The sequence below is a fragment of the Paraeggerthella hominis genome (assembly GCF_021044775.1).
Lineage (GTDB): Bacteria > Actinomycetota > Coriobacteriia > Coriobacteriales > Eggerthellaceae > Paraeggerthella > Paraeggerthella hominis.
On record NZ_JAJNOQ010000001.1, the window covers coordinates 339,610 to 359,294 of the forward strand.

Consider the following 19,685-nt stretch of genomic DNA (forward strand, 5'->3'; position numbering starts at 1 on the left):
GGCAACAAGCCGGAAAACGGATCACTGACCCCGTTGCATCGTCCCATCGAAACCAAAGGGGGAATTTACTTCTCCTCGAAGGGGAAATCTTTCAGAACTGCGAAGGGGTTCGGCGGCACGTCGTCTTCGTCGGATGCCGGCTCGCAACCGCAGGGACCTTCGTTGAGGTTCGCTCCGCAGGTTGAGCACAGGCCCTTGCACTCGTCGTCGCACAACGGCACCAGCGGAAACTCCAGCAACAGCGCAGCCGTGGCAAGCGGTTCGACGTCGATGACCTTGTCTTCGGACAGCAGGTCGAATTCGTCCTCGTCCATATCCTCGGGCGCGGCTTCCTCGGAATTCAGCAGGAAATAGCCCTCTATCTCGCCCGTAACGGGAAACGCGATGGTCTCGAGGCAGCGGGCGCACGCCGTTTTGGCCTCGCCCTCCACCGTGCCGGTCACCAGCAGGGCGTCACCTGTGTTGGATATATCGATCTGCCAGCTCAAAGGAGCCGAGAAGTCGTACAGATCAGGGCCCGACTTGACGACGGGCACCGTAAGTTCGCCTTCGAAATGAGCGCTTTCGGCAGGCGTGAAAAGCTCAAGGGGTACGTGGATGCGCGTCGCGTCCATTAGCGCCCCGAAGCAAGAGAGTTGGCGTTCAAGCGATCGCGGCAACGGCGCACGTTGCCCAACAGCGTATCGAGGCTCTGCTCGACGTGGCCGAACACCTCGTCGGCGTAATCTTCGGCACCGGCGCGGGTCTGACGCTCCAGCTCGCGCGCATCGGCGAGCACCTGATCGGCCTGCTGCTGGGAGATGCGAACGATCTCCTGCTCGCTGGCGATGGTCATAGCCTGGCTACGTGCATCCTCGATCATGCGGTTGGCCTCGGCCTCTGCGTCATCGAGCAGGCTTTGCCGCTCGCGTACGATCTGACGAGCCTGAGCGAACTCACTCGGGAACGTGTCGCGAATTTCATCCATGATCTCGAACGCCGCGGCGATGTCAACCTGGCGCATGTTGCCTTTGCCGAAAACCGGCTTAGAGTCCTCAAGCAGAATCGAGAGCTCTTCTAACAGCCCCAAGACTCCTGTTTCGTCCATGATTGTCCTTCCACCCTGGCGTGCTGCGTTTCATCTGCGTTGGCGCGCACGGGCACCATCGCGCGCATGCGTCGCAATATTCTAGCACGTATGGTCGGGAAACCGACTTCCAATGCACAAAGCAAGCACATTTCACCCGGTCGGAACGTACGTTACAGTTCCCTTACGCGTCGCCGAACTTCTTCAGCAACGCCTCGTGCACGCAGGGGGGAACGAACTGCTCCACCTTGCCGTGCAGGCTGGCTATCTCGCGAACGATGGACGACGAGAGATACATGTACTGCGGAGGCGACATGATGAACAGCGTTTCAAGCTCTTGGTTCAACTGGTAGTTGAGGGCCGTCATCTGGAACTCGTACTCGAAGTCGGTAATAGCGCGCAAGCCTTTCACGACCACGGTCGCATCCATCTTGGCAGCGAACTCGACCAGCAGATCGTCGAAGGGCTCTACGCGCACGTTGGGCAGATGGCTGGTGGCCTTGCGCACCAGCTCGACGCGTTCCTCCAGCGTGAACAGGGGCTGCTTTTTCGGCGACGCCGCCACGGCCACGATGATCTCGTCCACCAGCTGGGCTGCGCGGGTTATGACGTCAAGATGCCCGCTCGTGATAGGGTCGAAGGTTCCGGGCGTCAATGCACGTTTCATGAATGGGTCACGTTTCCTCTCGTTTGGTCACACAGTGCGGCTGGACTCGTCAAGCAGCAGCACGTCCACGACAGTATCGCCGTACTTCTTTCGCTGCGCAAGGGACAAATCGCGCGCTTTTGCCGCTTCGTCCACCGACGAAACCGAAGCGGCGTCGTGCTCGTACACCACCAGGGCGTCCTGCGCAAGCGCCCCGCGCAGCCTGAGCGCCGCCACCAAATCCAGGACAGCCTCCGCCTGGTAGGCGTACGGAGGATCCAGGAACACGAGATCGAACGGGGGGCGCGCATACGTCGGGGGCTCCTTGAGCACGTCCGCACGATGAATGCGCGCGTCGCGCGGCTCAAGCCCCAGCGTTTTGGCGTTCGCGCACAGCGCGCGCATGGCCTCGCCGCCGCACTCGTAGAAATGGGCGCATCGCGCACCGCGCGACAGCGCCTCGAACCCCAGCGCACCCGACCCCGCGAACGCGTCGAGCACGACCGCTCCCTCGAAACCTCCGCGTGCGCTGTTCACCACGCTCATCATGGATTCCCGAACCCGGTCGGTGGTGGGGCGGGTGCCCTCCCCTTTCGGCGCCTTGAGCGTGCGCCCGCGGTACTCGCCTGCAATGATTCTCATGCTATCCTCCCTGCACGGCATGCTCGCCCGCGAACATGCGCCTCATCTCGCGCGCGAGCGGGCGATGCGCCGCATCCTCGAGCGCCGGGTCCTCGTCTATGATCGCGGCCGCATCGGCATGCGCCGCCTCGATGATCTTGCCGTCCCGCACCACGTTCACCAGCTTGAGGCCGCTCGCGCCGTGCTGACGGTTGCCCAGGATATCGCCTTCGCGACGAAGCGACAAGTCGTAGCTGGCAAGCTCGAAGCCGTCGTCGGTGCGCTCCATGGCCGCCAGGCGCGTGAGCGCTGCGTCCGATTTGGAGGCCGAGATCAAGTGAACCTGCGCCGCAAGGCGGCCGCGCCCCACGCGTCCGCGCAGCTGGTGCAGCTGCGAAAGGCCGAAGCGATCGGCGTCCTCCACGATCATGATCGTGGCGTTGGGAACGTCCACGCCCACCTCTATGACCGTAGTAGCCACGAGAACCTGCGTCTCCCCTGACCGGAAGCGGTCCATGACGGCCTGCTTCTCCGCAGAGCGCATGCGCCCATGCAGAAGCTCCACGTTCCAGTCGGCGAACACGGTCGCTTGCAAGTAGGTTGCCTCCTTCGCAGCGGCGGCCACGTCGTCTCCGGCCAGGTCGTCGTCGCTTTCGATGCTGATGGCGGCGTACTCGTACGCCTCTTCGTCGGCCTCGCGGCGACGCCCGCCCGATCCCCCGTCGGATGCTTTCGCGTCCCGTTCCTTGCCGCTCTGCCCGATAAGCGGGCACACCACGTACACCTGCTCGCCGCGCGAAAGCGCTTCTCGCGCGGCGTCGTAAGCGTGGCCGCGATCGGCCTTTTGATGCACGAACGTGGTCCGCTGCGCCGTGTCGTTCGGCCGCTGCTTGATATAGGACAGCGTCAAGCCGCCGAACAGCGCCAGCGCAAGGGTGCGCGGGATGGGCGTGGCCGTAAGGAACAAGGCGTCGGGCGCATCGCCTTTCGACAGCAGCTTCGCGCGCTGCTCCACGCCGAAGCGCTGCTGCTCGTCGATCACCACAAGGCTCAGGCGCTTCGGAGCCACGTCGTCCTCCAAAAGGGCATGCGTTCCGATGAGCACGTCCAACGAGCCCTCCGCGAGCCGATGCAGGATCGCCTCGCGCTCCGCAGCGGACGTCGATCCGGTCAAGACGTCCCACGACACGCCCGCGGCGTCAAGCAAAGGGCCAAGGCTTTTCCCATGCTGGCGGGCAAGCACCTCGGTAGGCGCCATGAGCAGCGCTTGCGCTTGGGTGTCGGCCGCCGCCGCCAGCGCGAACGCGGCCACGACGGTCTTGCCGGTGCCCACGTCGCCCAACAGCATGTGGTTGGCGACCGTCGGCGCGGCCAGCCGCCCCAAGATGTCCGCCTTCGCCCGCTTCTGCTCCGCCGTCAGCTCGAAGGGCAGCGCGGCGGCAAGCGCGCCCATCCGAGGACCGTCCGTCCGATGGCACACGGCCTGGCGACCGGCGCTGCGCTCACGGCCCTGGCTCATGAGCATGAGCTCCAGGAACAGCAGCTCCTCGTAGACCAAGCGGCGCCGCGCCTCGGCAACCTCCTCCATCGAATGGGGGGCATGGATGCTCGATAATGCAACGCCCCTGCTCATCAAGCGGTATTTCGCTCGAATCTCAAGAGGAAGCGGATCGTACAGGCCCGCGCACGCGTCAAGCGCGTTGCCGACGAGCCGACGCATCCATGCAGCCGACACCTTCTCGCACGCCGGATGCACGGGAATGATCATGCCCTCCGCCGCATTGGGGCCTTCAAGGACTTCAAGGTACGGGTTGGTCATGCGCTTGAAGCCGTAGTTGAACTCCAGCTTCCCCGCCACCGCAATCCTCATGCCGGGCTTGACCTGGTCCATGAGCCACGGTTGCCGAAAGCACGTCACCATGAGCAGCCCCGTGGAATCCACGAGCGAGATCTCCACCAAGGAAAGCCGGGGCTTGGGACGCTTGAGCTTGATCTCGTGGACCGATCCCTCGATGGTGCAGGAGCTGCCGATGACCGCCGAGGCCACCGTCTCTTTGGCGGACAGGTCGACGTACCTGCGCGGGAAATGGGTCACCAGGTCCCGCACCGTGCGAATGCCGAGCCCCGCCAGCGCCTTGGCGCGACCGGGGCTCACCAAACGGACGCGCTCGACGGATTCGTCGAGCGCGAGAGTGGCTGCAAGTCTGTCGGGCTGGCCGTTACTCAACGGACATCACGATGGGATACAGGGGCTGGTCGCCGCGATGGGCGTCGATCTCAAGATCCTCGTGGGCCTCTTCGATGCGCGCCACCAAAGCGTCGAACGCATCGTCGTCGATGTCCTCGCCCGCCAGGATGGTCAGCGTGTCCGCGTCGTCGGCGTCCATGACGGACAAAAGCGCCATGACAACCTCCTCGGTCGAAGAACCGACGGACTCGATGGAGCCGTCGGCGATGCCGATGACGTCGCCTTCCTTGATGGGATTGTCGTGCGCATCCTTGGAATCCTTGATGGCGGTAGTGACCTCGCCGGTCTTCACGTCGGCGTACGCCTCGGTCATGGACTCGACGTTGTCGTCCAAGCTGGCGTCCTCGTCGAAGCCGAACAGAGCTGCAAACGCCTCGGGCACGCTGCGCGTCGGAACCACGGCGCACGGCTTGTCAGCCAGCTCGCAGGCGCTCTGGGCCGCCATGATGATGTTCTTGTTGTTCGGCAAGAAGATCACGGCGTCGGCGTTGACCTCGCCCGCAGCGTCCAAAAGGTCCTTCGTGGACGGGTTCATGGTCTGCCCGCCGGAAACAACCACGTCGACGCCCAAGCTCTTGAGTATCTTCGCGTTGCCCTCGCCCGCGGCAACCGCCACGAAGCCGAGCGGCTTGGAAACGGCGGCTTCCTCGGCAGCCAGCGCGTCGGTGCGCGCCGCGCTCTGAAGCTGCATGTTGTGGATATGCACCTCGGAGATCTGGGAATCGTGCGTCAAGAACCAGCCGAGCACCTCGTCGGGACGGTTGGAGTGCACGTGCACCTTGAAGTTGGGGTGCATGCCCACCATCAGGTCGCAGTCGCCCATCGTGGGCAGAAACTCGCGCGCGGCGTCCACGTCGACCGTATCCGAATGCACCAAGAACTCGGTGCAGTAGCGAAACGCCGAGCCCTCCCAGTCGTTGACCTGCTCGATCTCGACCTTCGGCGCGGCGTTGCGGGCGAAGGCCAGCTCGTCGCGCAGCGGACCCTCCTTGCCGGTCAGCGCGGCCACGAACGCGTCGAAGAAGATGGCCAGGCCGAAGCCGCCGGCGTCCACCACGCCGTTCTCCTTGAGAACGGGAAGCAGGTCGGGCGTGCGCTGCACGGAAGCGTAGGCTTCCTCCACCACGGCGGCCAGCGCTTCGTCGCACGAGAGCTTCTTCTTGCGCGCGCGCTTGGCGGCGGAGGCCGAGTCCTTCAGCACCGTGAGGATGGTTCCCTCGACCGGCTTGCGCACAGCCTGGAAGGCCACTTCCTGGGACTTGGAGAACGCCGCTTCGATGCTGTCGGCGTTCAGCTCGTCGTGCCCAACGCTGCCCTCGCACAGACCGCGCAAAATTTGCGAGGTGATGACACCGGAGTTACCGCGAGCGCCCATGAGCGCGCCGGTCGTGATCGCCTTGCGAATTTCCGCGCCGCTGGCCCCGATGGGAAGCGCGGCAAGGTTCTCGACAACCGTCTCGAGCGTCAGCGACATGTTCGTGCCGGTGTCTCCGTCGGGCACGGGAAAGACGTTGAGACGGTTGATCTCGTCTTTGCGCTCGCTCAAGGTCTTGCTCGCCGCCGCAATGGCGTTGAGCAGGTCGTTCGCGGTATAGGATTCTGACATGGTGGTTCTATTCTCCTTCAAATTAGCCCGCCGCGCGCGTCGTCCTCGCGCGGTGCGCAGCGGTTCGTCAAAGACAGGCGGCGGTGCTACTTGCGCACCTTCACGCCCTGCACGTGCACCTCTACCCCGTCGAGCGGGACGCGAGCGTACTCGGTCAAGGCGAACGTTACCTGGTCGATGAGGTTCTGCGACACCGTGTTGATGTTCGTGCCGTATTCGATGACCACGTACAGTTCGACGTGCACGCCGCCGTCGGTCGCGGTCACCACCACGCCGCGACGAAGCCGGGAGGCCGGGAGTATCTTCGCGATGCCGTCGGCAGCGGAGGGCGCAGCCATGCCGACCACGCCGTAGCATTCGAGCGCGGCATTGCCGACCATATCGGCCAAGACATCGTTGGCAACATGGAGGTTGCCAGGTATCGTATCGTTCATGGCGTTCCTTTCCGAGCGCGGACGGACCGCGCGCTGCAAAACCTGCTTCAGCAGTATAGCGCAAGGCCTTGCGCCCGTGCGACGTGCCCAATTGCAACTGAAAGTATATTACACGAAAAATTCTTGTGGCCGTTTGAGTTTATGTGCTATAGTGTGAAGGCTTTTTTGTCATCAACGGCTTGCGCCGACGAGCAACCAACGTACATGGAGTGATGAACGATGTCGAAGATTTGTGAAGTTTGCGGTAAGGCTCCCGTGGCGGGTCGCAGCATTAGCCACTCGCACCGCGTGAGCAATCGCTGGTTCCGTCCGAACGTGCAGAAGATCACGATCAAGGACAACAAGGGCCGTGTCCGCAAGGCCAACGTGTGCACGAAGTGCATGAAGGCCGGCAAGGTCGAGCGCGCGTAAGTTCGCGCTTCGCGCGACCGCTCGTCGCGCATGCATCGAGCAAAAAAGCCCGCATCGCTGCGGGCTTTGTCTCGTTGGGCAGCACGCTCGACGGCGAAAGCCCTGGCTCGGATCCGAATCGGAACCGATCTACTCTAAGATGAGCAGACGGCCGCAATGGGGGCATGCGGCCATGTTTCCCTGCGCGCGCATGTCGATGAGCCGGCCGTGCTCGATTCCCATGCGGCACGCCCCGCAGTTGGACCCCTGCAAGCGCGCGACCGCAACGCCACCCGTACGGGAAAGCGTTTTCGCGTACGCCTCGAACAGCTCCTCCGGCAACGCCGCCGCCAACGATGCGCGCTCGGCCTCCAATCGGGCAAGGCCGTCCTTGAGCGCGCCGCCTTCCTTCACGAACACCTGGGTGGCCGCTGCTTCTTGGGAATCGATGTCGGCAAGCGCCTTCTCCACCTGGGCCTGCACGGCCTCTATCTTCGCCAGCTCTTCGCCTACGGAGGTCAGTTCGCCTTCCAGGAAGTTGCGGCGCTTCGCGAAGCCGTTGAGCTCCTTCGTCCGAGCCTCGACGGCACGGTAGTCTCCGCGCGCACCGTCGATCTCGCCTTGGACCTTGCGCTGCTTCTCGGCCAAGGACGCGTCCTCGTCGGTGATGCGCGCGAGTTTCGCGTCGGCTTCGGCATGGAGCGCATCGAGCTGCGCGCGCTTCTGGTCGACCGCCTTGCGCTTGGTTCGCGCGTCAAGGATGATGCGACGCTGGGGAAGCTCTTCAAGCTGCTTTCGCGCGCGCATGGCCTCCAAATCGATATGCTGCATTTGGAGCAGCGTTGCAAGATCATCGGTATCTACATGCATGCGTTTCCTTTGTCTGCGTCTCAGCGCCGCGCACGCGACGTTGCGACCATTATACCCGTACCGTTTCGGGGTACGTCCAGTTATCCCGTTGATCGACCATCATCACAAGCTCATCGGGAATGCCCGCGCTTTTGACGGCCGCCGCAAGCACCGGCACAAGCGGAAGCTCGCTGGTGTCGTGCCCCAGCTCGATCACGCCCAAGCCCGCCTGGGAAAGATCGAGCGCTTCGTGGTACTTTATCTCGCCGCACACCAAGCAGTCGGCCTGGGCGCGCAAGGCAGCGCGGCCCACGTCGCCGGTTGCGCCGGTGCAGGTGACCACGCGATCCAAGTCGCGCGAGAAATCGCCCCATACGCGAGGAGCGCGCGCGAACACCGAAGTACAGCGCGCGGCCAGCTGGCCCAGGGTGAGCGCATCGCCTTCGCCAAGCCCGCACACCTGCCCGTATCCCTTGCCCTGAGCTCCGGGGATAGGCAGCAAGACGCGATGGAACACCAGGCTCAACATGCCCGGAAGCACGCAGCGGGCACGCGGGCTCACGTCGAGGGCCGTATGGTAGGACATGATCGCCACGCCGCGCTCCACCGCGCGCCACACGCCCGCGCCCGAGCACGCCGCCACCGACGATGCCGGCTTGAAGGAGTCCGGCGGAGCAAGAAACGCCGGATGGTGCGTCACCAGCACGTTCGCTCCGGCGTCGGCCGCAGCGTCGATGGCCGCCACCGTGGGATCGAGGGCAACGGCCACCCCGGTCACCACGCGCGCGGGATCCCCCACCGTCATGCCGGTGCGGTCCCACGACTCGGCGTCCGCGGGCGGGAACTCGGCAAGAAGGGCGCGCTCGAGCGCGCCGATCGTAAGGGTTGCCACCGGCTTCGAAAGCGGGCCGGACGCACGGCAGGCAAGGCCCTTCTGCTTCTTACCGTCCTTTTGGTTCTTCTTAGCTGCAACCATGACGCTGCTCCTTTGCTCGAATTGCAAGAAACGACTGCATCCAGATTACTCGATGGGTATTTCGCGACGGTCCCCGTCGGCTGTCGGCACCGTAACCGTTCTGTAACCGGCTCGGGCCATGAGGCGGTACGCCTGCTCGATATCGCGCGCAACGTTTTGGGGCTTGTGCGCGTCGGTGCCCACAGTGCACGGAACGCCCGCGCGGCAGAATGCCTCGAGCAACGCAGGCGCGGGGAACATCTCTTTGCAGGCGTAGTACGAACCCGACGTGTTCACCTCGATCATGCGGCCCGCTGCCGCGCACGCCTGCGCAGCCTGCTCGTAAAGCGGCTGCGGGTCGAAGCTGGGATAGAACCCGAACTTCTTGGCCAGATCGGGATGGGACATCACGTGGAACGGCATGGTCGACGACACGGCCTCGCACCACACCTCGAAGTAGCGCCGCCAAATGGCGTCCGCGCCCACCTCGTCCCAGCGACCGCGCTGGGCGGGGTCGTCGAACGGCCAGCGATCCACGAAGTGCACCGACCCCAGCACCAGGTCGAACGGCGCGAAATCGTCTTCGGAAAGCACGCGGTCCTCGTCGTCGCCCAACCAGTCCAGCTCGCAGCCCGCGATGATCTCCATCTCCGGATGGGCTGCGCGGGCGGCCTCGATGGCGGCCAGGTACTCGCCCACCCGATCAGCGGGCATGGCCAGGTAGCTCTGCGGATCGAACGCATCGGTCAGCGGAAAGTGCTCCGTCACGGCGATGGTGGAAATGCCTGCCGCCGCAGCCGCGGACACCAGCTCCTCCACCGTGCCCTCCCCGTGGTTCGTAAAGCACGTATGCGTATGCGTGGTAACGAGTTCCATGCTGTTCACAAGCTCCTTAATGCGATCGGGTTCGAAAACCCGGAGGGTCGTATCAGTTCCAATCCAGGCTTTTGCGCATCGCTTCGACGAACGCGTCGACGTCCGCTTCGGTGGTGTAGCGGCCCATCGACACGCGCAGCGCGCCATGAGCGCGATCGGCGTCGATTCCCAAAGAGCGCAGCACGTGGCTCGGCTCGAGGGAATGCGACGAGCACGCCGAGCCGCCCGACACGCCGAAGCCCTGTATGTCCAAGCGCAGGATGAGGGTTTCGCTCTCAAGTCCGTCTACCAGCACGTGCACGATGTTGGGCAGAAACGCGTCGTCGCCCGGCTCGACCTGAACCGTAGCGCACACGCCCTCCAGAGTCCCAAGGCAAGCGTACAGCTTGTCGCGCAGCGCCCGCAAGCGCGCCGCCTCGGTCTGCCATTCGGGCTGCACCGCGCGCACGGCCGCGGCGAACCCTGCCGCAGCGGCGACGTTCTGCGTGCCGCTGCGCCGACCGCTTTCCTGTCCGCCGCCCGTCTGGTAGGGTTCGAACGGCGTGCGGGTTTTCAGGTACAAAGCGCCGATCCCCTTAGGGCCGCCCACCTTGTGCGCGGAAAACGAAGCGGCGTCGACGCCCCACGCCTCCAGGTTCACGAACGTCTTGCCCAGCGCCTGCACGGCGTCGGTATGGAAGAGCGCGCCTGCTGCATGCGCGATGCGCGCAAGGTCGGCTATCGGCTGGATGCTGCCCACCTCGCTGTTCGCCGCCTGCACGGAAACGAGCACCGTGTCCTGGTCGAGCGCGCGCTCAAGCGCCTCGACCTCGATGAACCCTTGGCGGTTCGGCGCGAGTTTGGTAACGCGAAAGCCCTCCGCCTCCAGGCGCTTCGCCGGAGCCAGCACGGCGTCGTGCTCCACTGCCGTGACGATCACGTGAAGCGCAGCCGACCCCTTGCCCGCGCGCCTGCGCGCGTCGGCGGCCGCATGCGCCAACCCCACGAGAGCGGCGTTGTCCGCTTCCGTGGCGCCCGAGGTGATCACGATCTCGTCAGGCCGGCGCGCGCCCAAATCGGCAGCGAGCGACCTGCGCGCGTCCTCGAGCGCTTTGAACGCCGCGCGTCCGGGGGCGTGGAGCGAGTTGGCGTTGCCTCCCACGGCAAGGTTGGCGCGTCCGGGAACCTGGTAGGGTGCCATGGCCGCCGCAGCCTCTTCGCACAGGGGCGCCGTAGCCGCGTAGTCCAGGTACACGTAGTCTTCGGGCACCGAGCGCATGAACCTACGCCCCCTTCGCGGCAAGGGCGGCCGCGCGCGCCTCTTCGGCGACGGCGGTGATATCGGCGATGGCCTGCGCGGGGTCCTCGGCCCCGCACACGGCGTTGCCGCACACCAGGACGTCGGCGCCGGCCGCCGCCACCAGCGGAGCCGTTTTCAAGCCTATCCCGCCGTCCACCTGCACAAGCGGGGAAACGCCCAGCGCGCGCGCCATCTCCACCACGCGCTCGACTTTCTTCTCGCTGCCTTCGATGTAGCTTTGGCCTGAAAAGCCCGGCTCCACGCTCATGATGAGGACCATGTCCAGATCGGCGAGAACCGGCGCCAGCGCGCCGGTGGGCGTGTTCGGCTTCAAGCTGACCGCGGCCTTCGCGCCGCCCGCATGGATGGCTGCCACGGCGCGCGACAGCTCGTCGGCCCCTAGCGCTTCGGCGTGGACGGTCACGATGTCCGCGCCCGCGTCGAGGAACCACGGCAGCTGCTCGAGCGGGTTCGAGATCATGAGGTGAACGTCCAACGGCAGCTCGGTCGCGCGCTTGAGCTGCTTGAGCACGGGCACTCCCATGGTCAGGTTCGGGACGAAATGCCCGTCCATGACGTCTACGTGCACGTATCCCGCACCGGCTTTCTCCAAGAGCGCCACATCGCGCCCCAAGTTCATGAAATCGGCTGATAGGATGGACGGTGCGATCTTCACCGGTTCGAACATGGCTGCGTTCCTTCCTCGTCGCTTGCTGCCGTCATTCTAGCGCAACCGACGCGCGCACGCTTGCAACCGACGCGCGGCAGGCGAAAAACAACACGCAGCCGCAAGCTGCGTCGACCTCTTGCGCGATTCCTTGGTTGCCGAACCGTAACATCGAGGATCGTCCGAGCGGGACTGCATTATAATGAGGCGAAACCGACCGGAAGAAGGCAAGATGGCTTCAAGCACCGGGATGTACTTCGCGTACCGCACCCCGCACGGACCCATCACCATACGCACGAGCGACCGCGGCGTCACGCACGTGGCGTTCGGCGACGTGGCCCTGCCCGGCGTTCGTCATCCCAGCCAGCTTGCCACCCGCACGGCCAACGAGCTTTTGGAGTACTTCGCCGGAAAGCGCACCTTCTTCGACATCCCGATCGACGCCGAGGGAAGCGCGTTTCAGCGCGCCGTATGGTCCGAGCTTGCCCGCATCCCCTACGGAGCATCGCGCACGACGGCCGAAGTGGCCGCGCTCATGGGGAAGCCGGGCTCCTACCGATCGGTCGGGACGGCGGTCAAGAAGAACCCGCTTGCCATCTTGGTTCCCGACCACCGCGTGGTGGGAAGCGACGGCCGCCCGGTCGGCGCCGATGCATCCGCGCGTCTCAAGAGGGCGCTGCTCGACATGGAACGGAAACGCCTGACGTGAGCACGTACGCTTCGAACATCATCTTCGCGGCCACCGCATTCCCGCTGGCCGCCTTCCTGATCACGCTGCCTTACCTTATCTACCAGTACCGACGATTCGGCTCGATTCCCTGGCTGAGGACCCTTGTCGTGTACTCGTTCGTTTTCTACTTGATGTGCGCGTACGTTCTTGTACTGCTCCCGCTGCCGGCCGACCGCTCCGCCGTGGTCCCCTACGCCGCCGCGCCCCAACTGGCTCCCTTCAACTTCCTGCGGCAGTTCTTGGCGCATACCGCGTTCTCGCCCGCCGACCCGGCCTCGTGGATCGCCGCGATACGCAGCCCTTACATCTACGAGGCGCTGTTCAACGTGTTGCTGCTGGTGCCCCTTGGCATGTACCTGCGCTACTATTTCCGCCGCACGTGGTGGCAGACCTTGCTCATCGGCTTCGCCGTGACGCTGTCGTTCGAGCTTTCGCAGCTCACGGGCCTTTGGGGTTTGTACGAGCACCCGTACCGACTGTTCGACGTGGACGACCTGATCACGAACACGCTGGGCGCTATGACGGGGTTTTGGCTGGTCGCCCCGCTCATGCGCGCGTTGCCCGATATCCGTCTTGTCAACGAGGAGGCGCGCCAAGCCGGGTTGCACGCCGGAGCCCTGCGGCGCGCGCTTTCGTTTGCGATGGACTTCGCGCTGGCGCTCGCATCGACCTCGGCTTGCATGTTCGCGCTGCGCAGCACGGGCGTCCTTGCCGCCGTCGCCGCGCCCGGCGCAGACGACGGCGTTGCGGCGGCCATCCTGACGTGCGCCTGCCTGGTGGTGTTCGGCGCGATCCCCGTGTTCGCCCACGGCCAGACGCCAGCTCAAAAGCTCTTGCGGCTGCGCGTTGTGCGTCCCGACGCCTCCCCTGCCCGCTGGTATCAGTACGCAGCGCGCTACGGCCTGCTGTTCCTGTTCGCAGCGCTCCCGCTGTTCGCGTTGCTGCTGGTCATCGGTGCGGGCGCGTCGCAAGGCGGAGAGGCTGGAGCGGTCGGCAGATTCGTTGCCGCACAGCGCGGGTACTTCACGGGCGCCTGGGCCGCGCTCATGCTGGCATGGGCGATCTCGCTTGTCATGAGGGCAAGGCACGCCGTGCGCGCAGGCACCCCCTTCGTCATGCTCAACGGATTGATGAGCAACACGCGCGTCATGACCGAGCAGGGCGTTGAGATCGAGCGCGAGCGGCGGCGCGCGCTGAACGTGGCCGACGTGGCGCGGCTCGAGCAGATGATAGCCGAAGACGGCACGCCCCTTTCCGCGCTCATGGAGCAAGCGGGGATCGCCGTGGCGGAAGCGGTGCGCGATTGGGCGCCCGATCCGGTTCCCGTTGCGGTCTTGGCGGGATCGGGCAACAACGGCGGCGACGGATGGGTTGCGGCGCAAGCGCTTGCGGAAGCCGGGTACCCCGTGACGTTGATAGCGCCCGACCTGGCAGAGCGTCTGCATGCCGAACCTGCGCGAACGGTTGCCATGAGCGTGTTCTCGCAGGCTGCCAAGCAGGGCCTTCCCCTTAACGTGCTCATCGCGCCCGATGCCGACATCCTGACCGATGCGATCGAGCGGGCGGACGTCGTCGTGGACGCGCTTCTGGGAACCGGGTTCGCGGGAGCCGAAGTGCGCGAGCCGTACGCGACGTGGATCAAGGCGGCCAACCGCAAGCGCTTCGAGGGACCGCGCGAACGGGGTCGCGGACGGCATCGCAAGCGCGTCTACGAGCAGGGCGACCACGCCCGGCTGCCCTACAGCCTTCCCACGAAGGCCAAAGGAGCGCCCTTCGCCGTGTCGATCGACGCCCCAAGCGGCCTATCGGCCCAAACGGGAGCCGCGGCCGCCCCCTGCTTCGCCGCCGACATGACCGTGACCATGTTGGCTTACAAGCCAGGACTCATCGCGCCCGGAGCCCGGCGATGGACCGGTATCGTCGCCCTTGCGAAGCTTGTGGACACGCGTCCTTACCTGGAGAAGCTTCGGCTCTTTGATGCAGAGCCGAAACCTGCGCCCCCTACTCTTTAGCTTTCAGGAAGTAGAAACCGGCCAGCGATCCGTCCTCGAAGAAGCTGATGCGGAACTCGGCGGAGCCGTTCTCGTAGGACGCCTGCTCGATAACGGTTGCATACGAGCGACCCTTGCTTTCGCCATGCAAAAACGTCTTGTCGCCGTACTCGACGAACGCGCCGTACTCGTCTTGCGCCGCGCTCAGGTTCTGGGAGAGCTGCTCGGCCGTCACGCCCGCGTCCTGATAGCGCGCGGCAAGCGCCTCGTAGTCGCGCGCATTGAACTCGTCGACCACTTCATGGGCCCAGACGGTCACGCCCTCCTCGGTCGCCCATGACGGCAGGCCCTTCTCGACCTGCGCGTCAGGCTGCGAACATGCCGTAAGCAGCACGCACGCAAGCAGCGCCGCTGCAAGCGTCAACGCGACGGCAAGCCGTCCCCGCCCCTGCCTCGATGCACTCATACCAGCCACGTCCTTCCCTGCTCGATTCGCATGTAGCGTTCGACCATTATACCGAAAGCCCTCCCAAAGCCCGGCGCGCATGAAAAAGCCCCTCTTCAACCGGGGGAATCGAAGAGGGGCTGCGCAATGCGCACCAAGGAGAAGGGGAAGGTGCGCATGTCCTGCGACCCGTCGCGAAGTTGAGAGAGATGAGGTTCACGCGAGTGACGAAGCGGCGGGTCTCGAATCGGTTGTCAAAGCCTTGCGCGAAGGCGCACAGCAAAGACTACCTTCGATGCCAGAAGGGCGCAACGAACTTGGACGTTCGGTGAACCCTTGGTCATCGCTTCGTTAATCAACTGTAGTTTTGATCATGCGACCGAAACTACAGCGCGCTACAACCCGTAGAATTCCGTGGTCAAAGGCCGGTTCGTAAGCGTATGGGCCACGTCGTGGGGGTCGGCCCCTTCCCACACGATGCTGCGCACCACGTCGGTGATGGGCAGCTCCACCCGGTACGCGTCGCCGAGCGTCTTGAGGGTCTTGCACGCCAGAGCGCCCTCGGCCACCATGTGCGTCTGCGCGGTGAAGTCGTCGAGCGTGGACCCTTCGGCCAGCAGCTTACCGAAACGGCGGTTGCGCGAATGCTCGGACGTGCACGTGGCGATCAGGTCGCCCGTGCCCGCCAGCCCCATGCACGTGATGGCCTGCCCGCCGCAGCGCACGGTCAAGCGGCTCATCTCCGCCAGGCCGCGCGTCATGAGCATGGCGGCGGTGTTGTCGCCGTAACCCAGCCCGTAGGACACGCCCACCGCGATGGCGATGACGTTCTTGAACGCAGCGCACAGCTCCACGCCGCACACGTCGTCGCTCACGTACGTGCGGAAACTCTCCGCCGCGAACAGCTCCTGGAAAAACGAGGCGGTATGCTCGTCGGAGCTGGCGATGACCGTGCCGGAGGGAATGCCCTTGATAACCTCTTCGGCATGGTTCGGACCCGAAAGAACGGCCAGGCGACCGGCGTTTCCCATCTCGGCTTCGAACACCTCGACGGGAAGCAGGCCGCTTCCCTCCTCCACGCCTTTCGAGCAGATGATAACGGGGAAGTCGGCATCGACCACGTCGGCGAGCGCACGCGCCACGCCGCGCATGAGGTTCGACGGCGTTACGATGACCGCGGCTTTCGCGCGCAGCAGCGCGTCTTGGTACGACACAGTGGCCACGATGTTCTCGGACAACTCCACGTCGCTCAAGTAGCGAGGATTGCGGTGCTCGGCGTTGATCGCCTGCACCACTTCGGGCTTTCTTGCCCACAAGCCCACGTTGTGGCCGTTTTCGGCAAGAACCTGCGCCAGCGCCGTCCCCCACGACCCCGCCCCGATAACCGCGATTTTCACGTAGGACTCCCTTCGAGCTTTCCTGTCGTTCGTAAAGCCAGCAAGAGGCGTCGGCATGTTCCGCTGCTCGACGGAACAGCGGAGCCTTACGCCTTCTTCTTGTCGCCGATGCGGCTTTCCGTCCCCGCGCGCAGACGCACGATGTTCTCGCGATGCGCCCACACCACGGTCAATCCGGCTATCGTGCACAAAGCGACCGCGGCCCAATCGCCCCAGAAGTAGTACAGGGAGAAGAACGGGCAGGCCACCGCCGCCGCGATCGAGCCGACCGACACGTACTTCGTGGCAACCACCAGCACGATGAAGATGGCAAGCTCGAGCCATGCGCCCACCCAGCCGAACACGACGAACAGGCAGCCCACGGCCACCGCGATGCCCTTGCCGCCCTTGAACTTGAGCCAGGGGCTGAAGATATGCCCCCACACGCAACCCAGGAACGCCACGGTCAGCATGGTGTCGTACGACACGAGCGAACCAGGCTCCAAGCCGCCGCCCGGCAGCAGGTACCACGAGAACGCCCAGGCCAGCACACCCGACAAAAGGCCCTTGCCGAAATCCAGCACGAACACCGAATAGCCGCCCACCTTGCCCATCGTGCGGATGGCGTTCGTGGTCCCGATGTTGCCGCTGCCGTGCTCGCGGATGTCGGTATGGTAGAACACCTTCGAGATGATCAGCCCGAAGGGAATGGAACCCAGAAGAAACGCCGCAACGAACAGCGCTCCTGCAACCAGCAAATCCTGCATCGTATGCTTAATCCTTCTTCTTGAATTTGAAACCGACCGGCGTGCCCGTCAGGTCGAAGCTTTCGCGCAAGCGGTTCTCGAGGAACCGCTCGTAGTTGTCGTTCACGAGGTCCGGACGGTTCGCGAAGAACGTGAAGCGCGGCGGGCAGGTAGACGTCTGCGTCACGTACTTCATGCGCAGCACCGCCTTGCCGTTGCTCACCGTATGGCCCGTTTCGCGAATGCCCGTAAGCCAGGTGTTGAGCTTGTTCGTGGGGATGGTCTGGCTGTAGTTCTCGAACGCGGAATCGATGGCGTCCCAGATGCGGTCGACCTTCTTGCCCGTAAGCGCGGAAATGGCGATGACGGGAGCGTAGCCCACGAATCCCAGGCGGTCGGCTATGCGCTCGCGGATCTCGGCCTTGGCCTCGGGGCCCTCGACGAGGTCCCACTTGTTCAGGACGATGATCATGGCGCAACCGCGATCCGCCGCGAATCCGGCGACGCGCTGGTCCTGGTCAGTCAAGCCCAGCGTGGAGTCGATGACCAGAAGCGCCACCTGGGCGCGATCGATAGCGCGCATGGCGCGCACGAACCCGTAGTACTCCACGTCCTCGTCGATCTGGCTCTTGCGGCGCAAGCCCGCCGTGTCCACGATGGTGTAGTGCTTGCCCTCGTGCTCGACCAGCGTGTCGATGGCGTCGCGCGTGGTTCCCGCCACGTCGGAGACGATGGATCGGTCCCCCTTGGTCATCCGGTTCGTCAGCGAGCTCTTGCCCGCGTTGGGGCGCCCGATGATGGCCACGTTGATGCCCGGATCATCCTCGACGTCCGGCACCTCGACCTTGCGCAGCTCTTCCACGATGGCGTCCAGCAAATCGCCGGTACCGTGGCCGTGCGTGGCCGAAACGGGCCACGGGTCTCCCACTCCCAGCTGGTAGAACTCCCACAGCTCGTCTTCGCTGCCGGGCGTGTCCATCTTGTTCACGGCCAGAAACACCGGCTTGGAGGTTCTGCGCAGAACGCGAGCCACCTCTTCGTCGTCGGCGTTGATGCCGGTCTTGCCGTCGACCAAGAACACGATGACGTCGGCTTCGTTCGCGCCGGCGAAGGCCTGGGAGCGAATGGACCCCTGGAAGGCGTCGTCGTCGCCCATCTCGATGCCGCCGGTGTCGATCAGCTTGAAGTCGCACCCGTTCCAGTCGGCTTCGTGATAGGATCGGTCGCGCGTGACGCCGCGCATTTCATGTACGATGGCCTCGTTGGCCTGGGCTATGCGGTTGACGAAGGTGGACTTGCCGACGTTCGGCCGTCCCACCACCGCCACGATTGGCAAAGGCATGGTGCAACCTTTCAGATTGATTCGTTAGCTTGAAGTCGGCGCGTTCTGCCCGACAAGGTCGATGATCTCGGAAAGAAAACCCGACGCGTTACAGGATACCACGGCAAGCGGCGCACCCGCGCGCTTTCCCATATCCTCCAAAGTCATGTCATCGAGGGTCACCCCGTCGTCGTTGAACACGACGCTTGGAACCACGAACAGATCGCCGTCGTCGCACGCCCGGATCGCAGAAGCGATGTCGCACCCGCACAGCAGGCCCGTGACGTCCACGTTGCCCCCGAAGAAGTCGTTCTTCACGAACAGGGGCTCGAACCAGGGCGCGACGGCGCTGCGCGCAGCCAGCGGCCCGAGGAACTGGCGGGTTGCGAAACCGGCGACGTAGCGCACGCGCAGGCCGGCCTGCCCGAGCGCGTCCGCAGCACGAGCCACCGTCCCGTCGCGCTCGGCCTGCTCCCAGTCGTCCACGAACGACCGGATGATGCCCACGCCGTCCTCGAACATGCCGAAATCGCCGTAGTGCTGCGACGGAGGAAGGTTCTGCAGCAGCTCGGAGCCGTACGCGTTGTGGTAGAACTCGTCGGCGGCGAACGCCCACATGGTTCCGCGTTCGGCGAGCGCACGCGCCTGGAACGGCACGACCAGGTCCATGACCGCGCGCGACGACACCGGGTCGTTGAAGCTGCGGTCGAAGCACGTCTGATGCTTGGTGAACCCGAGCGGCACGATGCAGACGTCCAGGATGCCCGGGCGCTCGTACGCCCAGGAAAGCGTGTCCTTCAGCACGGCCCCGTCGTTCTGATCGGGCACGAGCACGATCTGCGCATGGAACTCGATGCCGGCCGCGAGCAGGCGCTCGAGCACGTCGATGCCATGCTGCGCATGCTTGCCGATCATACGGCGGCGCACCTGAGGATCGGCCACGTGCAAGGACAGGCGCAGCGGCGAGATATGCTGCTCCACGATGCGCGCCTCGTCTTCGGGCGAAAGGTTCGTGAAGGTGACGAACGTGCCCGCCAGGAAGCTCAGGCGGAAGTCGTCGTCGCGCAGCGTGAGCGACGAGCGCATGTCGTCGGGAAGCTGGCGCATGAAGCAGAACGTGCAGGCGTTGCGGCATTGCTTGACGCCGTCGAACACCACGCCGTCGAACTCGAAGCCCCAGTCCTCCCCCGGTTCGCGTTCGAGCTCCACCTCGCCCGCCTCGCCGTCGAGGTCGACGTAGCCCAGCTCGATGACGTCGTCGGACGTGAGCCAGCGCCAGTCGATCACGTCGCGCACAGGAGCGCCGTTCACAGAGGTCACGTAGCAGCCCGGCTCGAACCCCGCGTCGTCGGCCGGGCTTTCGGGCGCGACGGCCGCCACCAGGGCGCGCGGAGGATCGCCCTTCCGGCGACACCCGTGCGACGCCGCAGCGCTGAACC

At 64.9% G+C, this 19,685-nt stretch carries 20 protein-coding genes; 3 read left to right on the forward strand and 17 right to left on the reverse strand.

Translation table 11 applies throughout. The annotated features are described in order from the left end of the window. Positions 1-65: 65 nt before the first annotated feature. From LQE90_RS01485 to LQE90_RS01515, 7 genes are all read right to left on the reverse strand, one after another. Positions 66-614: a YceD family protein gene (locus LQE90_RS01485; protein ID WP_114565825.1), complete on the reverse strand. Its 549-nt coding sequence runs from the start codon at positions 612-614 to the stop codon at positions 66-68. Next, on the reverse strand, positions 614-1,087 hold the full coding sequence (locus LQE90_RS01490) for an ATP synthase subunit B family protein (RefSeq protein WP_103265837.1): 474 nt from the start codon (positions 1,085-1,087) through the stop codon (positions 614-616). The genes LQE90_RS01485 and LQE90_RS01490 overlap by 1 nt, the downstream gene beginning before the upstream one ends. A gap of 163 nt (positions 1,088-1,250) precedes the next feature. After that, positions 1,251-1,733: a pantetheine-phosphate adenylyltransferase gene (gene coaD / locus LQE90_RS01495; RefSeq protein WP_114565826.1), complete on the reverse strand. Its 483-nt coding sequence runs from the start codon at positions 1,731-1,733 to the stop codon at positions 1,251-1,253. 27 nt (positions 1,734-1,760) lie between these two features. Further along, the gene (gene rsmD, locus LQE90_RS01500; RefSeq protein ID WP_114565827.1) at positions 1,761-2,354 is read right to left on the reverse strand and encodes a 16S rRNA (guanine(966)-N(2))-methyltransferase RsmD; all 594 of its coding nucleotides are present in this window, start codon (positions 2,352-2,354) and stop codon (positions 1,761-1,763) included. Between the two features lies 1 nt (position 2,355). Beyond that, positions 2,356-4,560, reverse strand: coding sequence for an ATP-dependent DNA helicase RecG (locus LQE90_RS01505; protein WP_216528603.1), 2,205 nt, complete (start codon positions 4,558-4,560; stop codon positions 2,356-2,358). Beyond that, the gene (locus tag LQE90_RS01510) at positions 4,553-6,187 is read right to left on the reverse strand and encodes a DAK2 domain-containing protein (RefSeq protein WP_114565829.1); all 1,635 of its coding nucleotides are present in this window, start codon (positions 6,185-6,187) and stop codon (positions 4,553-4,555) included. The genes LQE90_RS01505 and LQE90_RS01510 overlap by 8 nt, the downstream gene beginning before the upstream one ends. A gap of 86 nt (positions 6,188-6,273) precedes the next feature. Beyond that, a complete protein-coding gene (locus LQE90_RS01515) occupies positions 6,274-6,621 on the reverse strand; it encodes an Asp23/Gls24 family envelope stress response protein (RefSeq protein WP_114565830.1) in 348 nt (115 codons plus the stop codon). Between the two features lie 219 nt (positions 6,622-6,840). On the opposite strand from LQE90_RS01515, the gene rpmB reads away from it, so the two are divergent. Next, positions 6,841-7,032: a 50S ribosomal protein L28 gene (rpmB, locus tag LQE90_RS01520; protein WP_114565831.1), complete on the forward strand. Its 192-nt coding sequence runs from the start codon at positions 6,841-6,843 to the stop codon at positions 7,030-7,032. A gap of 129 nt (positions 7,033-7,161) precedes the next feature. Here rpmB and LQE90_RS01525 read toward each other — a convergent pair whose 3' ends face one another. The 5 genes from LQE90_RS01525 to rpe are packed head-to-tail and all read right to left on the reverse strand — an operon-like array spanning position 7,162 to position 11,658. After that, complete coding sequence (locus LQE90_RS01525) at positions 7,162-7,881, reverse strand: zinc ribbon domain-containing protein (protein ID WP_216528604.1); 720 nt, start codon at positions 7,879-7,881, stop codon at positions 7,162-7,164. 49 nt (positions 7,882-7,930) lie between these two features. Next, positions 7,931-8,836: a Nif3-like dinuclear metal center hexameric protein gene (locus LQE90_RS01530; RefSeq protein WP_114565833.1), complete on the reverse strand. Its 906-nt coding sequence runs from the start codon at positions 8,834-8,836 to the stop codon at positions 7,931-7,933. 45 nt (positions 8,837-8,881) lie between these two features. Next, complete coding sequence (locus tag LQE90_RS01535; RefSeq protein WP_114565834.1) at positions 8,882-9,691, reverse strand: histidinol-phosphatase HisJ family protein; 810 nt, start codon at positions 9,689-9,691, stop codon at positions 8,882-8,884. Between the two features lie 52 nt (positions 9,692-9,743). After that, positions 9,744-10,949, reverse strand: coding sequence for a cysteine desulfurase family protein (locus LQE90_RS01540; protein ID WP_216528605.1), 1,206 nt, complete (start codon positions 10,947-10,949; stop codon positions 9,744-9,746). A 4-nt stretch (positions 10,950-10,953) separates the two neighbouring features. After that, the gene (gene rpe, locus LQE90_RS01545) at positions 10,954-11,658 is read right to left on the reverse strand and encodes a ribulose-phosphate 3-epimerase (protein WP_114565836.1); all 705 of its coding nucleotides are present in this window, start codon (positions 11,656-11,658) and stop codon (positions 10,954-10,956) included. Positions 11,659-11,869: 211 nt separating this feature from the next. Between rpe and LQE90_RS01550 the strand changes: the two genes are divergently transcribed. Both LQE90_RS01550 and LQE90_RS01555 read left to right on the forward strand, forming a co-directional pair. Continuing rightward, complete coding sequence (locus LQE90_RS01550) at positions 11,870-12,346, forward strand: methylated-DNA--[protein]-cysteine S-methyltransferase (protein ID WP_114565837.1); 477 nt, start codon at positions 11,870-11,872, stop codon at positions 12,344-12,346. Beyond that, positions 12,343-14,379 (forward strand): NAD(P)H-hydrate epimerase, encoded by a 2,037-nt coding sequence (locus LQE90_RS01555; RefSeq protein WP_216528606.1) that lies wholly within the window; start codon positions 12,343-12,345, stop codon positions 14,377-14,379. Before LQE90_RS01550 ends, LQE90_RS01555 begins: the two co-directional genes overlap by 4 nt. Here the strand turns inward: LQE90_RS01555 and LQE90_RS01560 are convergent. The 5 genes from LQE90_RS01560 to LQE90_RS01580 all read right to left on the reverse strand — a co-directional run bounded on the left by LQE90_RS01560 (position 14,369) and on the right by LQE90_RS01580 (position 19,629). Continuing rightward, positions 14,369-14,824, reverse strand: coding sequence for a DUF3887 domain-containing protein (locus LQE90_RS01560; protein WP_216528607.1), 456 nt, complete (start codon positions 14,822-14,824; stop codon positions 14,369-14,371). The two genes, LQE90_RS01555 and LQE90_RS01560, sit on opposite strands and share 11 nt — an antisense overlap. 374 nt (positions 14,825-15,198) lie before the next feature. After that, entirely contained in the window at positions 15,199-16,200 is a 1,002-nt protein-coding gene (locus tag LQE90_RS01565) for an NAD(P)H-dependent glycerol-3-phosphate dehydrogenase (protein WP_114565840.1), read from the reverse strand. Between the two features lie 86 nt (positions 16,201-16,286). After that, a complete protein-coding gene (plsY, locus tag LQE90_RS01570; protein ID WP_216528608.1) occupies positions 16,287-16,946 on the reverse strand; it encodes a glycerol-3-phosphate 1-O-acyltransferase PlsY in 660 nt (219 codons plus the stop codon). Between the two features lie 7 nt (positions 16,947-16,953). Continuing rightward, a complete protein-coding gene (gene der / locus LQE90_RS01575; protein ID WP_114565842.1) occupies positions 16,954-18,267 on the reverse strand; it encodes a ribosome biogenesis GTPase Der in 1,314 nt (437 codons plus the stop codon). Positions 18,268-18,291: 24 nt separating this feature from the next. Continuing rightward, complete coding sequence (locus LQE90_RS01580; protein ID WP_253288089.1) at positions 18,292-19,629, reverse strand: DUF512 domain-containing protein; 1,338 nt, start codon at positions 19,627-19,629, stop codon at positions 18,292-18,294. Between the last annotated feature and the right edge of the window lie 56 nt (positions 19,630-19,685).

Bases quoted from the DNA above. Each gene is read 5' to 3' on its own strand.
- rpmB (WP_114565831.1), top strand. From the start codon at position 6,841: ATGTCGAAGATTTGTGAAGTTTGCGGTAAGGCTCCCGTGGCGGGTCGC.
- LQE90_RS01515 (WP_114565830.1), bottom strand. From the start codon at position 6,621: ATGAACGATACGATACCTGGCAACCTCCATGTTGCCAACGATGTCTTG.
- coaD (WP_114565826.1), bottom strand. From the start codon at position 1,733: ATGAAACGTGCATTGACGCCCGGAACCTTCGACCCTATCACGAGCGGG.
- LQE90_RS01485 (WP_114565825.1), bottom strand. From the start codon at position 614: ATGGACGCGACGCGCATCCACGTACCCCTTGAGCTTTTCACGCCTGCC.
- LQE90_RS01530 (WP_114565833.1), bottom strand. From the start codon at position 8,836: ATGGTTGCAGCTAAGAAGAACCAAAAGGACGGTAAGAAGCAGAAGGGC.
- LQE90_RS01540 (WP_216528605.1), bottom strand. From the start codon at position 10,949: ATGCGCTCGGTGCCCGAAGACTACGTGTACCTGGACTACGCGGCTACG.
- LQE90_RS01560 (WP_216528607.1), bottom strand. From the start codon at position 14,824: ATGAGTGCATCGAGGCAGGGGCGGGGACGGCTTGCCGTCGCGTTGACG.
- rpe (WP_114565836.1), bottom strand. From the start codon at position 11,658: ATGTTCGAACCGGTGAAGATCGCACCGTCCATCCTATCAGCCGATTTC.
- LQE90_RS01535 (WP_114565834.1), bottom strand. From the start codon at position 9,691: ATGGAACTCGTTACCACGCATACGCATACGTGCTTTACGAACCACGGG.
- LQE90_RS01510 (WP_114565829.1), bottom strand. From the start codon at position 6,187: ATGTCAGAATCCTATACCGCGAACGACCTGCTCAACGCCATTGCGGCG.
- LQE90_RS01490 (WP_103265837.1), bottom strand. From the start codon at position 1,087: ATGGACGAAACAGGAGTCTTGGGGCTGTTAGAAGAGCTCTCGATTCTG.
- der (WP_114565842.1), bottom strand. From the start codon at position 18,267: ATGCCTTTGCCAATCGTGGCGGTGGTGGGACGGCCGAACGTCGGCAAG.
- plsY (WP_216528608.1), bottom strand. From the start codon at position 16,946: ATGCAGGATTTGCTGGTTGCAGGAGCGCTGTTCGTTGCGGCGTTTCTT.
- LQE90_RS01550 (WP_114565837.1), top strand. From the start codon at position 11,870: ATGGCTTCAAGCACCGGGATGTACTTCGCGTACCGCACCCCGCACGGA.
- rsmD (WP_114565827.1), bottom strand. From the start codon at position 2,354: ATGAGAATCATTGCAGGCGAGTACCGCGGGCGCACGCTCAAGGCGCCG.
- LQE90_RS01525 (WP_216528604.1), bottom strand. From the start codon at position 7,881: ATGCATGTAGATACCGATGATCTTGCAACGCTGCTCCAAATGCAGCAT.